Source organism: Staphylococcus sp. NWU MK-U1 (genome assembly GCF_033283505.1).
In the GTDB taxonomy this organism is placed as follows: domain Bacteria; phylum Bacillota; class Bacilli; order Staphylococcales; family Staphylococcaceae; genus Staphylococcus; species Staphylococcus haemolyticus.
This window is the reverse complement of the sequence record NZ_JAVSMG010000003.1, coordinates 37,994-51,703: the sequence shown is the minus strand read 5'-3', so window position 1 is coordinate 51,703 and position 13,710 is coordinate 37,994. Positions and strand designations below refer to the sequence as shown.

At 34.8% G+C, this 13,710-nt stretch carries 14 protein-coding genes; 10 read left to right on the top strand and 4 right to left on the bottom strand.

Annotated features, from left to right (window positions below):
• Window positions 1-2: 2 nt before the first annotated feature.
• From ureE to SBL16_RS05780, 4 genes are read left to right on the top strand one after another with little or no spacing between them, the layout of a single operon-like run.
• Window positions 3-455, top strand: a complete 453-nt coding sequence (gene ureE / locus SBL16_RS05795; protein ID WP_053016236.1) for an urease accessory protein UreE — start codon at window positions 3-5, stop codon at window positions 453-455.
• Window positions 448-1,137, top strand: coding sequence for an urease accessory protein UreF (locus tag SBL16_RS05790; RefSeq protein WP_107613154.1), 690 nt, complete (start codon window positions 448-450; stop codon window positions 1,135-1,137). Before ureE ends, SBL16_RS05790 begins: the two co-directional genes overlap by 8 nt.
• A 12-nt stretch (window positions 1,138-1,149) precedes the next feature.
• Window positions 1,150-1,764: an urease accessory protein UreG gene (gene ureG, locus SBL16_RS05785; RefSeq protein WP_053016234.1), complete on the top strand. Its 615-nt coding sequence runs from the start codon at window positions 1,150-1,152 to the stop codon at window positions 1,762-1,764.
• Complete coding sequence (locus tag SBL16_RS05780) at window positions 1,764-2,621, top strand: urease accessory protein UreD (protein WP_107611201.1); 858 nt, start codon at window positions 1,764-1,766, stop codon at window positions 2,619-2,621. The genes ureG and SBL16_RS05780 overlap by 1 nt, the downstream gene beginning before the upstream one ends.
• Window positions 2,622-2,759: 138 nt before the next feature.
• Here SBL16_RS05780 and SBL16_RS05775 read toward each other — a convergent pair whose 3' ends face one another.
• The 3 genes from SBL16_RS05775 to SBL16_RS05765 form a co-directional block, all read right to left on the bottom strand.
• Window positions 2,760-4,406, bottom strand: coding sequence for a phospho-sugar mutase (locus SBL16_RS05775; RefSeq protein WP_107611200.1), 1,647 nt, complete (start codon window positions 4,404-4,406; stop codon window positions 2,760-2,762).
• Between the two features lie 243 nt (window positions 4,407-4,649).
• Complete coding sequence (locus SBL16_RS05770) at window positions 4,650-4,745, bottom strand: type I toxin-antitoxin system Fst family toxin (RefSeq protein ID WP_107611299.1); 96 nt, start codon at window positions 4,743-4,745, stop codon at window positions 4,650-4,652.
• Between the two features lie 213 nt (window positions 4,746-4,958).
• On the bottom strand, window positions 4,959-5,936 hold the full coding sequence (locus tag SBL16_RS05765; protein ID WP_107611199.1) for an SMP-30/gluconolactonase/LRE family protein: 978 nt from the start codon (window positions 5,934-5,936) through the stop codon (window positions 4,959-4,961).
• Window positions 5,937-6,212: 276 nt separating this feature from the next.
• On the opposite strand from SBL16_RS05765, the gene SBL16_RS05760 reads away from it, so the two are divergent.
• The 3 genes from SBL16_RS05760 (at window position 6,213) to SBL16_RS05750 (ending at window position 9,515) form a co-directional block, all read left to right on the top strand.
• Window positions 6,213-7,175 carry a rhodanese-related sulfurtransferase gene (locus tag SBL16_RS05760; protein WP_107611198.1) on the top strand — a complete coding sequence of 321 codons (963 nt, stop codon included), beginning with the start codon at window positions 6,213-6,215 and terminating at the stop codon, window positions 7,173-7,175.
• 110 nt (window positions 7,176-7,285) lie between these two features.
• The gene (locus SBL16_RS05755; RefSeq protein ID WP_107611197.1) at window positions 7,286-8,488 is read left to right on the top strand and encodes an MFS transporter; all 1,203 of its coding nucleotides are present in this window, start codon (window positions 7,286-7,288) and stop codon (window positions 8,486-8,488) included.
• A 52-nt stretch (window positions 8,489-8,540) separates the two neighbouring features.
• Complete coding sequence (locus SBL16_RS05750) at window positions 8,541-9,515, top strand: choloylglycine hydrolase family protein (RefSeq protein ID WP_317953187.1); 975 nt, start codon at window positions 8,541-8,543, stop codon at window positions 9,513-9,515.
• Window positions 9,516-9,566: 51 nt separating this feature from the next.
• On the opposite strand, the gene SBL16_RS05745 is transcribed toward SBL16_RS05750, so the two are convergent.
• Window positions 9,567-10,943 (bottom strand): MFS transporter, encoded by a 1,377-nt coding sequence (locus SBL16_RS05745; protein ID WP_107613151.1) that lies wholly within the window; start codon window positions 10,941-10,943, stop codon window positions 9,567-9,569.
• A gap of 350 nt (window positions 10,944-11,293) precedes the next feature.
• On the opposite strand from SBL16_RS05745, the gene SBL16_RS05740 reads away from it, so the two are divergent.
• The 3 genes from SBL16_RS05740 to pcp are packed head-to-tail and all read left to right on the top strand — an operon-like array spanning window position 11,294 to window position 13,580.
• The gene (locus tag SBL16_RS05740) at window positions 11,294-11,998 is read left to right on the top strand and encodes a DUF969 domain-containing protein (RefSeq protein ID WP_011274624.1); all 705 of its coding nucleotides are present in this window, start codon (window positions 11,294-11,296) and stop codon (window positions 11,996-11,998) included.
• Window positions 11,991-12,917, top strand: a complete 927-nt coding sequence (locus SBL16_RS05735) for a DUF979 domain-containing protein (RefSeq protein ID WP_011274623.1) — start codon at window positions 11,991-11,993, stop codon at window positions 12,915-12,917. Before SBL16_RS05740 ends, SBL16_RS05735 begins: the two co-directional genes overlap by 8 nt.
• A 24-nt stretch (window positions 12,918-12,941) precedes the next feature.
• Window positions 12,942-13,580, top strand: a complete 639-nt coding sequence (pcp, locus tag SBL16_RS05730) for a pyroglutamyl-peptidase I (protein WP_107612471.1) — start codon at window positions 12,942-12,944, stop codon at window positions 13,578-13,580.
• Window positions 13,581-13,710 lie beyond the last annotated feature (130 nt).

The following is a 13,710-nucleotide window of genomic DNA, read 5'->3' as shown; positions in this document are numbered from 1 at the left end:
TAATGATTATAGAAGAGATTCAAGGCAACATTGCTAATTTATCAGATGAAGATAAAAAGAAACATGTTGAAAAAGTCTATTTAGAGAATTCAGATTTAGTAAAACGTATTCAACGTGTTACAACTGATCATGGCACAGAAATTGGTATCCGTTTAAATCAACCTATCGATTTACAATATGGTGATATTTTATACCAAGATGACACAAATATGATTGTTGTTGATGTGAATTCTGAAGATCTACTCGTTATCAAACCACGTACGTTACAAGAAATGGGCGATATTGCACATCAACTTGGCAATCGTCATTTACCTGCACAATTTACAGAAACTGAAATGTTAGTCCAATATGACTATTTAGTAGAAGACCTACTTAAAACGTTAGGCATACCTTATAGTCATGAAGATCGTAAAGTGAATAAAGCGTTTAGACACATAGGACATTCACATGATTGATCATTCACACTTAAGATTATTTCAGTTCTGTGATTCGCAATTACCTACAGGTGCATTTAGTCATTCATTTGGTTTAGAAACATACATTCAACGCGATGTAGTTAAAGATGCTGAAACATTTAAAGCATGGTTACAATTATTTTTAAATGAACAATTAACCTATTCAGATGGTTTAGCTATGCGACTTGTGTACCAAGCGTTAGAAAATGAAGACGCAGAGGAAATATTAAGATTAGACCAATTAATCTATGTTCAAAGTTTACCGCGTGAAACACGTGTAGGTACAAAACAAATGGGAACACGTATGGCTAAACTTACGATGGAACTCTACGATAGTCAATGGATCAATTGGTACCACACACAAATGACTGAGAAGCGTGCAAAGTTGCATCCAGCAATTTGCTTTGCAATGTTAGGTCACTATTTAGGCGTTGATATCGAGACGATTATTGACTACTACTTGTATCAAAATGTTTCAAGTTTAACTCAAAATGCAGTACGTGCAATTCCACTAGGCCAAACAACAGGTCAACAAGTTGTGACGGAAATGATTCCACAAATCGAACGTACACGACAACACATATTTACATTAAGCAAAGCAGATTTCGGCGTAACAGCACCGGGATTAGAACTTAATCAAATGGAACATGAGAACGTTAATGTGAGAATCTTTATTTCATAGGAGGTAAGAGTTATGGCAAATCCAATTAAAATTGGTATTGGCGGTCCTGTTGGTGCAGGTAAAACACAATTAGTAGAAAAATTAGTGCGCCGTCTGTCTAAAGAATTAAGTATCGGTGTTATCACAAACGATATTTATACAAAAGAAGACCAAAAAATCTTAGTAGATACAGGTGTGTTACCTGAAGATAGAATTATAGGTGTCGAAACAGGCGGTTGTCCTCATACAGCTATACGTGAAGATGCTTCAATGAACTTTGCTGCCATCGATGAATTGTTGGAACGTAATGACGACATTGAGTTAATATTTATTGAATCTGGTGGCGATAACTTAGCAGCGACATTTAGTCCAGAATTGGTAGATTTCTCAATATACATTATTGACGTTGCCCAAGGTGAGAAGATTCCTCGTAAAGGTGGTCAAGGTATGATTAAATCTGACTACTTCGTTATTAATAAAACAGATTTAGCAGAATTTGTTGGAGCATCACTAGACCAAATGGCCGAAGATACGAAAACATTTAGAGGAAATCGCCCATTCACATTCACTAACCTTAAGACAGATGATGGTTTAGACAACGTTATTGAGTGGATTGAACGAGATGTATTACTTAAAGGGTTAGCTTAATGGCTGAAGATATGAAACCAGATACTGAACAATCTTGGACTGGACAGTTAGACCTAACTGTGTTCAATAATGGTAAACGTTCTGTTGCACGAGATATCTTTTTTGAAAAAGCTTTAAAAGTTATTCGCCCAGTCTATTTAAATGATTCAACAATTCCAACCTTCTATATTGTGAATGTTGGTGGTGGCTACCTTGATGGCGATCGATACCGAATGAATATTAATGTGGATGAAAATGCGTCAGTGACATTAACATCGCAAGGTGCTACAAAGATATATAAGACATTGAATGACCGTGTTGAACAATATCAAACATTCCATATAGCGAAAGATGGTTATATGGAATATGTTGGTGATCCGATTATTGCATACGAACATGCGAAATTCTTCCCACATAATCAATTCAAATTGGATGCGACCGCATCAATGTTCTATACGGATATTCTTACACCTGGTTATTCTTCGAGTGAAGCGTATTTCACTTATGACTATATGCATTTACTTAATGAAATTTATGTAGATGATGAGCTTGTCGTATATGATAATTTGCGTATGCATCCGGGCGAAACAGAAATTAGTTCACTTGGTTATATGGAGCATTATACGCATTTAGGTTCAGCTTACTTTATTCATCCGGAAGTGACGCAGAAGTTAATCGATGAAGTGTATGAGGAAATTAAAGATTATACGTTGAAATATAATTGTCGCCTTGGTATCACGCAATTGCCAACACATGGTTTTACTGTAAGAGTGTTATCTAATATGACCCAGGAAATTGAGGAGATTCTAAATACAGTTCAATCTTATATTGCGAATAAGTTATTTGATCGGCAAATAGACTTTTTAAGAAAATATTAATTAAGAAAACAGCTTATGGTGCACTTTATGATGTGTACTATAAGCTGTTTTATATTATTCTTTAATTTTGAAAAAGAACGATTGAGGTGGAATGATATTTAATACTGCTTACTTGCATATAAATGGTTTTTTATCATGCTATTCGGTATCGCCAAATATGAAATTATATATGTCTTGTGATACTTGTTCGAAGTTATCGACATTGAGTGACAAGTAAAATTTAAGTTTAGGTTCTGTACCTGATGGTCTTAAGGCAATAAATCCTTCATTAAAGATAATTCGAATCACATTTGCTTGTGGTAATGATATTATTTCTTCGATGTTGTCTTCTTTATAAATGCGTTTCAATGTCTCATAATCTTCTACTGCAATGACTTTTAATCCTGCAATGACATCAGGAATATTACGTCTTAATTTATCCATTAAAGCGTTAATTTGTTGTTGTCCTTCTCTACCTTCAAAGACTTTAGACATCGGTTTATCCCGATATTGACCTACTTCTCTATGAATCTCTTTTAATGCGTCGTGTAGTGTTTTGCCTTCATTTTTCAAAATAGAAGCATACTTAATAATTAACGGAACGATTTGAATGGCATCTTTGTCTCGCACGAAGTCGTCAGCTAAGTAACCATAGCTTTCTTCATAGGCAAATAAAAATGATTCTGTATCATCTAACTCACGAATGGCTTTAGCAATATGTTTAAAGCCGATTAAGACTTCCTTCACAATCACCCCATGTTGTTGAGCAAGACGTTTACCTAACTCGCCACTTACAATAGATTGAATAACAATTGGATTATTTGGGACATTCGAATGTTCGAGCAGATATTTAATTAATAATGCGCCAATCTCACTGCCACCAAAGTAATATGTACGACCATTTGTATCTCGTTCAACAAAGCCCATGCGATCGACATCCGGATCTGTCGCAATAATTAAATTGGCGTCGATATCTTGAGCTTGTTGAATTGCTAAATCAAAGGCTTCTCGCTCTTCGGGGTTCGCACTTTTAACGGAACTGAAATTCGGATCCAGCTCACATTGCGATTCGACTAAACTTACATTCTGAAAATTAAGATGCTTTAAAACGTCAGGAATAATCGGCACACCAGTACCATGCAAACTTGTATATACGACCTTCAAATCAGATTGTGGAATATCACCTATAAGATTTGTAAGTTCATTTATGTAACTATCATAAACCGCTTCTGGTAAATCAAAGGTATTCTTCTCAATAAGTTCTTGATTTAAGTCAATATTCAACTCAAGTGGATTACCTAAGTTATTGATATATTGAGCAACTTCTAATGAAGTATCCTCATCTAATTGCGCACCATCTGCACCATAAACTTTGATGCCGTTATAATCTTTAGGGTTATGACTTGCTGTAATCATGATACCGGCAGATGTTTGCAAGTATCGGACAGCAAAAGATAGTTGTGGCGTTGTTTTATATACATCTGCCAGATAAACTTTGATGCCATTCGAAGTCAAAATTTGCGTAATAATATGCGCGAATTCTGAAGATAAATGACGAATATCATAGTGAATGACAATTGAAGGATTATCTTCTTTATCTTTTAAGTAATTAGCAATTCCTAATGCCAGACGTTGTATGGTATAGCGATTTAAACGACCTGGACCAAGTCCAAACTGGCCACGAATACCTGCAGTACCAAATGCTAATTCAGTTTCAAATCCTTGTTCTTGAAACGTCGTGGTCTGGCTATCATAGAATGATGCTACAAGACTGTCATCTTTATATTTCATCCAATTGTCTTTCATTATATACTCCTTTCATACTTATGCGGATGTCTTATTATTCTATTACAGTATACTGGATATTCGAAAAAGTTTCATTGGATTAGAAAATAAGCATTACTTAGTAATCATTTATGCTAGACGAATTAAACTTGCAATAAGTTACTCATAGTGATATAATACATTCATAAATTAATTCCATTGGCAACACCAAACCCCTCACTAGGTCGATAGTGAGGGGTTTTATGGTGTGTTAGACGATGTCGTTTATTTTCTACTACGGTTGTCTAACCAATATTTAAAAGCCGTAACAATACATCCTGTTATAACAGGACCAATGATGGTTAAAAAAATTAACTCCATTGGCATCACACCTCCTTCCGTCGAAATTACCGCCGGAAGAGCTAGCGACGCCTTGATTATAGCACCAAAGTGTAAAATCACTCTACGTTGCAAATTTTTATATATTAAATGCTACATTAGCATTTAAATTAATAAATTCACGATTATTTATAGAGAACTGTTTTGTTTACTCTAAAATAATTTATATTTACTATCTTTCTGAGTTTTTATTACTTACTGAAATTGATAGCTTTCATGACCTTTCGCAAAGGCTTCAACGGTATAAATCATAGAACCACCTTCTGAGCCGTTCTCAATGTCATTGGTACAAATGAGCAATTGGTTTGTTCCAGGAATAAATTGTGGATGTGTTGAACGTAACATTTTACCTTCATCACGCCCTGGCATTAAAATTTGACCAATAGGATAGCCACGTTTATTAAAGACTAAAACACGACCTTGTCCATACATCGCGACATATAAATTATCATCGCTATCAATACATACTGAATCTGGCCCTTCATGTCCAGTAAAGTAATATGGAATCGTTGCGCCAAATGGTGCAATTGTCACGCCATCGTCCTCTAATTGAATACGATGAAGTCGGTTTGTCGTCGTTTCTGTAACCCATAGTACTTTTTCATCCGTACTTAAAGCTACACCATTCGCTACTGAAATATTCTGAATAACTGGGGTCACTGTCTTGAAGTCAGGCGAAACGTAGTAGACGCCACCTTTAGGATTTGTAGAATACCCTCTGAAATCAGTGAAATAGAAACCACCTTTACTATCAAAGACCATGTCATCGACACAATATTCCGTGTTAAGTTCCGAAATAATTTCTTCAAATTGATTACCATGTTCATCAGTAGCGAAGATGCCACCTGTTGACTCGAAATCGCCTAAATAACAAGTGAATAAACGTCCATCTTTATGTATTTTGACTGCAGCTGGATTTTGTTTTGTTGATTGAAACGCTGTTGAAACCTCTTTTGTGTCTATGTCGACTTTAAAGATTTTACCGCCAAACACTTCACATAAAAATAATTTATGATCTCTATCAAAGATAAGACCTTCAAGTTGAAGTCCTTCATCTGAAATTTTTAACCAAGGTTCTGCCGTTACCGTTTGTAATTCGCTTTCAGAAATAATAGGTACTGCACTTTTTGATGCCCCAGTATATGTTAATTTTGGTAAAGATTGATTTGTCATAATTAACAATTCCTCCCTTTTCGAAAAGTATAATCTTAATTCATTATAATCCTTTACTTCACTTTCTACTTATCGTACTACATGTAATCGTTTTCAAAAAGTAATTGTACTTCTTACATAGGTCTGTTGCCCTATTTTCAAAACCGAAATATTGAAAGTTATTGTAAATTTGGTAAAATAATATAATGTTGATTTTTATAAAAAGATAAATTAATGAATAACTAAATGATACGGCTTGCCTTTACGATAAATAAATTTTTAGAGGAGAATTAGAAAATGGATTATAGAGTGTTATTATATTACAAATACACAACAATTGATGACCCTGAAACATTTGCAGCTGAGCACTTAGAATTCTGTAAAGCGAACAACTTAAAAGGTAGAATTCTAGTTTCTACAGAAGGTATCAATGGTACATTATCAGGTACGAAAGAAGATACTGATAAATATATCGAACATATGCATGCAGATGAACGTTTCGCAGATATGACGTTCAAAATTGATGAAGCTGAAGGCCATGCCTTCAAAAAAATGCACGTACGTCCAAGAAATGAAATCGTTGCTTTAGGTTTAGAAGACGATGTTGATCCACGTGTTACAACTGGTAAATATTATTCACCTAGCGAATTTAAAGAAGCACTTGAAGATGAAGATACTGTCATCTTAGATGCTCGTAATGACTATGAATTTGATTTAGGTCACTTCCGCGGTGCCATTCGCCCTGATATCACACGCTTCAGAGACTTACCAGACTGGATTCGTGAGAACAAAGATCAATTAGATGGTAAAAACATTGTGACATATTGTACTGGTGGTATTCGTTGCGAAAAATTCTCTGGTTGGTTAGTTAAAGAAGGCTTCGAAAATGTAGGACAACTACACGGTGGTATCGCAACTTACGGTAAAGACCCTGAAACTAAAGGCCAATATTGGGACGGTAAAATGTACGTCTTCGATGAACGTATTAGCGTTGACGTTAACCAAGTTGAGAAAACAGTTATCGGTAAAGAACACTTTGACGGTACACCTTGCGAACGTTATATTAACTGTTCAAATCCTGAATGTAACAAGCAAATTCTTGTTTCAGAAGAAAATGAAGACAAATATCTCGGTGCTTGTTCATATGACTGTGCCAAACATGAACGTAACCGTTATGTAGCTAAAAACAACATTAGCGATGAAGAATGGAATCGTCGTTTAGAAAACTTCAAAGACGTTCCAGAACATGCACATGCTTAATATATGAATCCTATCCCTTATGAGATTTAATTAGCTCATAAGGGATATTTTTTATGACTACCTAATGCTATAATAGTGTAAAATCACAAGTGTTATTGAGGTGTGGCAATATGAGAAAACATAGTAAAGACTACTTTCATCTGTTTTATAGTCAATTGTTTGCTAACACTGGTGATATTTTAACAATTGTTGGCCTTATTGCTATTGTTTTTAATATCACATCTAAAACGACCGCTGCCTTGATGATTCCCATTATCTTTACATCTGGCATTTTTGTGAGTAGTTTTATTTCCAATTATATTTATCAATATTTTACGCAAAAGCAAGTCTTATCTATATTTCAAGGTCTTAAATTAGTAAGTTTAGCAAGTATCGCTGGTTTATTAATATTTGGCATATCTCCCATTTTTATTTTTGTTTTACTTTTTCTTAATGCTATTTTTGATGGTTTTACAAACCCAATTAAGAACTCAATGATTCCTTTTATTGAGAATAAAGATGCGATTACATCTGCTAACGCTTTAATGAATATGATGAGTAGTGTTGTTCAACTTTCTACGTGGGCATTAGGCGGCATTTTAATGAGTCTTATAGGTGCGAAATACTTATTTTTATTTGCGCTAGTACTTGAAATGATAAGTTATTTTTTTATTTTACGCCTTTCAGAACGTCATATTTACAAAAATGAGAAGGCAAATATTTTTAGTAGTTTTAAAGCTGTTATTCGTGATAATTATCGTGATAAATTGAGTTTGTATTTAAACATTTCTATTATTTTTGAATCTTTCGCAACGACCATATGGATAGCAGCTATCATTCTTACTTATACAAGAACCTATTTACATGTCCCTGATTATTGGTTTGGACTAATCAATGCCCTTTTCTTTAGTGGTACAATTATTGCAGGACTATGGATAAACCATAAGGATCGTTTCTTCACACAAATAAACTATCCAATAATTATTTACGTTCCTTTGCTTTTAGCATTTATTAATTTAAGTTTTATTCTTCACCATTCAATAATGATCGCATTGTTATTTTCATTATTTATGGGCATTTTCGAAGACATGCGTTATATTTCACTAAATTCAATGATTCAACGCAACACACCAAAAGAAATTCTAACTTCTACATACATATTAAACAATTTATTTAACAGCATTTTCTTCGCTATTGGCACTTTTATTATTTCTATGATAGTTGACTATTACGGTATAATTTGGGCCTATATTATTTGTTTTAGTATGTATATAGCAACTTTTATTTTAGGATTCTTTTTCCGAAAAACTTTAAAAATTGAAATGCATAATTAGAAACCTTATAATTGATAATAATTCTCACTTTAAATACTGGAGGTTTCTACATATGTGTACAGGTTTTACGTTTCAAGCTGAAAACGGTGACGTTATTTTAGGACGTACGATGGACTATGACTATCCATTAACTGGACATCCTGCTGTGCAACCACGTCACTACTATTGGGAATCTCGTGTAGATTATAAAGGTACAACGACGTATGGTTTTACTGGTGCCGGTTCTGATATGGAAGGCTTTATTTTCGGAGACGGTGTAAATGAGCATGGCCTCGCAATATCTAATCAATATGACCGTGGTTATGCCTCATACGCTAATAAAATACACGATGGATACATCAATATTTCACAAACTGAAGTATTAACATGGGTTCTTGGTTACAACAAAACGATTGAGGAACTTATTGAACAAGCAGACCAAGTTAATGTCGTTGCACATACATTGAATGATATTAATGAAGCACCGCCATTACATTATCATGTATCGGACGCGACAGGCCGAACTGCAGAGATTACGTTTGTAGAAGGTCGCATTGTCCTTCATGATAATCCAGTCGGTGTACTAACAAATAGCCCTGATTTAAATTGGCATTACGAGAACTTGAAGAATTATGCGAATGTGACGCCTTACAAACCACAATATAAACGCTATAAAAATTTATATATGGGCAATGAAAGTGGTACCTCTGGACTACCAGGTGGTTATACGTCAGCAGAACGTTATGTAAGAGCAGCTTATCTTGTAAGTAATATGTTGCCTGACGATGGTGATGATGCAGTATTAGATGCGTTTAGAATTCTTGATAGTGTAAGCATTCCTAAAGGTGCAGTTCGCCCTTCTGAAGATGAATTCCACTATACGCTGTACCAAACTGTATTCAACTTAACATCGCGTACATTGTATGTGAAATACTATAATTCTAATCGTATTGCTGAATTACAATTAACTGAGGAGTTATTAAATAGCGACGATTTAGTTATATTTGATCCGATTCCGCAAGGATTGTCTACCGATAAAGTAAATTAATTATATATAAACAAACAAGCGTGACTGATTAAAAAGCCACGCTTGTTTTTATTATGCTTTAACATTTTTAGGAATCAGAATAAATGCTGATATAAGTCCAAGTATCATAATAATTGCCCCGACTAAGAATGAAATCATTGCTGACATTTCTACTGAATAGAATTGTTGACATACTGTAAATACGGTCGTATTTAACGCGATACCAAAGGCTCCTCCGAGTGTAGCGCCCATCTTATATAAACCTGTTGCAAAGCTCACTTTCTCTTCTGGCATGTTGAATACTGCAATCGTTAAGCCAGGTGTAGCAACTAACCCATTACCAATCGCACATACAACAAATGCGAAAGTTACAATACCTATATACCAACTTGGCGATAAGAAAGTGAAGCTAATTAGAATGATACCAATTGCTGGAAATAGTGGCCCTGCAATTAACATACTTTTACCGCCATATTTTTGAATTGCTTTTTCACCTAAGCGTATCATCGCTATCGCCATGAAGACATACGGCACTGTAACCAAGCCAGTTTGTGCTTCACTCATACCAAATTGTTTTTGAGCGTAACCATTGAAGACGACTGTGGTACCTACCCCAGTGTTAAGCACAAAATTATTGATTGTTGAGCCCAGAAATGCTCGATTTTTTACAATTGAAAAATCAATAAATGGTGTGGGTCTGCCTTTTTCAAAAATATAAAATACAACTAAAGCAATGAGACCAACGATTGCAACAGTTAACGTGAATCGACTTGTCCAACCATATGTAAAACCTTGAGTCATCAATAGCATTAAGCAAGCGATAATTACGCCAAAAATCACCATGCCTACATAATCGAAGGGCTGGTGATCACGTTCTTGACGTGGCACTTCTTTTCTACGACTTAAAATAAAAATCGCAATAATTGATAAAACGATAGAAATAACAAAGATAAATTGCCAACTTAAAAAGCTAGAAATAAGACCACCGACATAGGAAGAAAATCCTATTCCGCCAACTGTCGCAATCATCATAAAACTATAAGCTTTACGGAGTGATTGACCTTTAAAGTTATCTGATACTAAGCCAATTGTAGAAGGTAGTAATACGGCAGCTGATAGACCTTGAAAAATGCGCCCAATAACTAAGAATGGCGTGACAGGAACAATAATAATACTAATGCAACCAATAATACTAAAGACGAGACCTATTATTGTCATCTTGAGGTTTCCAACTTTATCTGCAATATCTCCTGCACCCACCATGAAAATACCTGTAACGAATGATACAAGGCTGATAGATAGGTTAAGTGTAGAATCTGCAGCACCAAATGTCTTTTGTACACTAGAACCAATATTTATAAATGATTGCGCAAACAACCAATATGTTAACACTGCAAAACTAGCTGCAATGATTAATTTACCGTCGAACCTACTTTGATGTGAACTCACATCTGACACTTCCTTTACTGATATAATAAAATAGTCATCGAGAATTATTCTCATCTGACCTAAGATATTATATCATGCCCGCAAACAATGTATATAGGGTAATACCATTTTCTTTAAATGTTTAATTACTCCATTAAATATTTCAAACTATGCAATCTCAAAATATTATTCAATTTATTTTAAATTCACTTTAATAGCAATTTTCGTTGTGCTAATATTAAGAAAATTACATCTATTATTCACTTATCTTTTCATATTAATTAGATAGGGTTACAGATATTAACTATATCTCTGAATCTCATCAATTAAATATTAAAGGTTAATTTGAATAACTGTTAAGGAGTGTTTTTATGGAATGGATTAAATTGATTGGTATTTTAATCATAATCATCGGCTTCATTCTTAAGTTTGACACTATCGCAATTATTTTAATTGCAGCAGTAGTCACTGGTTTAGTTGCCGGTATGGATATCGTTGAAGTACTTTCAACACTTGGAAAAGCCTTTGTAGATCAACGTCTTGTAACATTATTTATGCTTACACTTCCTATGGTCGGTTTAATTGAACGTTTTGGTTTGAAGCAACAAGCTTCTAAACTAATTAGTAACGTTAAGAAAATAACAACCGGTCGCCTTCTTACTTTATATTTAATTATTCGTGAAATCGCTGGCGTAGCATCAATACGTATCGGTGGCCATCCTCAATTTGTTCGACCTTTAATTAACCCTATGGTTCAAGGTGCACTTCGAACACGTTACAATCTTACTGATAAAGACATCGATGAGAAAGATATTGAAAAACTAAAAGCCGAAGCATCTGCCATGGAAAATTATGGTAATTTCTTTGGACAAAACTTATTTGTTGGTGCTGCTGGTGTGTTATTGATGGTTGGGACTTTCCAATCTTTAGACATCAAAGTGAATGCAATGAGTTTAGTGCTCGCTTCAATTCCTGTTGCTATCATCACACTTATTTTAGTTTGGATTAAAAATATTTTACTCGATCGTTACTTTAATAAAAAATATGGAAATAATGAGGTGAAAAATCATGAGTGAAGCAACTTTAAACCATATTTTAGAAATATTTTACATACTGATTGGACTTCAATTTTTATATACAGCTTATCGCGCTTTACGTTCACAAGATAAATCTAAAAGTTTAGGTACAGCAGCATTTTGGACCATTTTAGCTATTTTATTTATAGGTGGTCCTTACATACCAGATGCAATTAATGGTCTTCTAGTTTTAGCAATGGGTGCGTTAACACTTTTCAGACAAGTGAAAATTAAAAATATTATCGATGTTAATGATAAAGAAGTTGAAAAAGGTTCTGCTAAATATGGAAATAAACTTTTTATTCCTGCAATTGTCTTAGCTGTGGTAGCAGTAGTTGTTTCAAACTGGACTCCACTTGGCGGTGCCATCGGTTTAGGTATTTCATCAATTGTGGGATTAATCGCAGCACTACTCATTATCAAGCCAAAATTATCTTACACATTGTATGACAGTGACCGATTAACGCAACAAGTTGGAACGACAGGTATATTACCACAATTCTTAGCTGCACTTGGTGTACTCTTTACTGCAAGTGGCGTGGGTCAAGTCATTTCAAAAGGTATCTCTTCATTTTTACCTGAGGGCAACCATTTAATAGGCGCAATTGCTTATATATTAGGTATGGTTCTTTTTACAATGCTTATGGGAAATGCTTTCGCAGCATTTACTGTTATAACAGCAAGTATTGGTATTCCATTCGTTATTGCACAAGGTGGCGATCCAATCGTTGCAGGTGCGCTTGCCATGACTGGTGGTTTCTGTGGTACATTACTTACACCTATGGCAGCAAATTTCAACACATTACCAGTTGCACTACTTGAGATGAAACAAGAATTTGGCGTTATTAAAGCACAAGCTCCTATAGCATTAGCACTTATAGTAATTCACATCGCTCTAATGTATTTCTGGGCATTTTAAAAAATTCTAAGGAGGAAATGAATAATGAAAATTTTAGTTACAGCATTTGATCCATTTGGCGGTGAAAAGATAAATCCTGCATTAGAGGCGGTAAAGCAATTGGAGAATACGATTGGCGAACATACCATTTCAAAGTTAGAAATTCCAACCGTCTTTCATGAATCTAAAGACGTTATTGATAAAGAGTTAGCAAATGGCAATTACGATGTGGTCTTGTCTATTGGTCAAGCTGGAGGTCGTTATGACCTTACTCCTGAGCGTGTAGGTATCAATATCGACGATGCACGTATTCCTGACAACAAAGGTAATCAGCCTATTGATGTGGCCATTCAAGAAGATGGCGCACCTGCCTACTTCTCAAACTTACCTGTTAAAACGATGACGGAAGCGATTAAAGCAGCAGGCGTCCCTGCAAGCTTATCGAATACAGCAGGCACATTTGTTTGTAACCATGTCTTATACCAATTAGGTTATCTCGCTGACAAGTCTTATCCAGGGTTATTATTCGGTTTTATTCATGTACCATTTATCCCTGAACAAGTGACAGATAAGACTGAGAAACCTTCGATGTCTATTGAAACAATTGCGAAAGGTTTAACAGCCGCTATTAAAGCCATTTCTAAAGAAGACGACGCCAAAGTTGCACTAGGAGAAACACATTAAAAAGAGGGTCCCCACCCTCTTTTTTTATTTTCAAAATTGAAAAACTTCTACGTATCTATTCACAAATTTATCATTTCAAAGAATTTGTATAGGGTGTATCATATAATAATGTCTATTGATGGAAAAATAT

Excerpts from the sequence above, each read along its gene's own strand:
- SBL16_RS05765 (WP_107611199.1), bottom strand. The coding sequence starts at position 5,936 with ATGACAAATCAATCTTTACCAAAATTAACATATACTGGGGCATCAAAA.
- ureG (WP_053016234.1), top strand. The coding sequence starts at position 1,150 with ATGGCAAATCCAATTAAAATTGGTATTGGCGGTCCTGTTGGTGCAGGT.
- SBL16_RS05760 (WP_107611198.1), top strand. The coding sequence starts at position 6,213 with ATGGATTATAGAGTGTTATTATATTACAAATACACAACAATTGATGAC.
- SBL16_RS05780 (WP_107611201.1), top strand. The coding sequence starts at position 1,764 with ATGGCTGAAGATATGAAACCAGATACTGAACAATCTTGGACTGGACAG.
- ureE (WP_053016236.1), top strand. The coding sequence starts at position 3 with ATGATTATAGAAGAGATTCAAGGCAACATTGCTAATTTATCAGATGAA.
- SBL16_RS05750 (WP_317953187.1), top strand. The coding sequence starts at position 8,541 with ATGTGTACAGGTTTTACGTTTCAAGCTGAAAACGGTGACGTTATTTTA.
- SBL16_RS05740 (WP_011274624.1), top strand. The coding sequence starts at position 11,294 with ATGGAATGGATTAAATTGATTGGTATTTTAATCATAATCATCGGCTTC.
- SBL16_RS05790 (WP_107613154.1), top strand. The coding sequence starts at position 448 with ATGATTGATCATTCACACTTAAGATTATTTCAGTTCTGTGATTCGCAA.
- SBL16_RS05735 (WP_011274623.1), top strand. The coding sequence starts at position 11,991 with ATGAGTGAAGCAACTTTAAACCATATTTTAGAAATATTTTACATACTG.
- SBL16_RS05775 (WP_107611200.1), bottom strand. The coding sequence starts at position 4,406 with ATGAAAGACAATTGGATGAAATATAAAGATGACAGTCTTGTAGCATCA.
- SBL16_RS05770 (WP_107611299.1), bottom strand. The coding sequence starts at position 4,745 with ATGGAGTTAATTTTTTTAACCATCATTGGTCCTGTTATAACAGGATGT.
- SBL16_RS05755 (WP_107611197.1), top strand. The coding sequence starts at position 7,286 with ATGAGAAAACATAGTAAAGACTACTTTCATCTGTTTTATAGTCAATTG.
- pcp (WP_107612471.1), top strand. The coding sequence starts at position 12,942 with ATGAAAATTTTAGTTACAGCATTTGATCCATTTGGCGGTGAAAAGATA.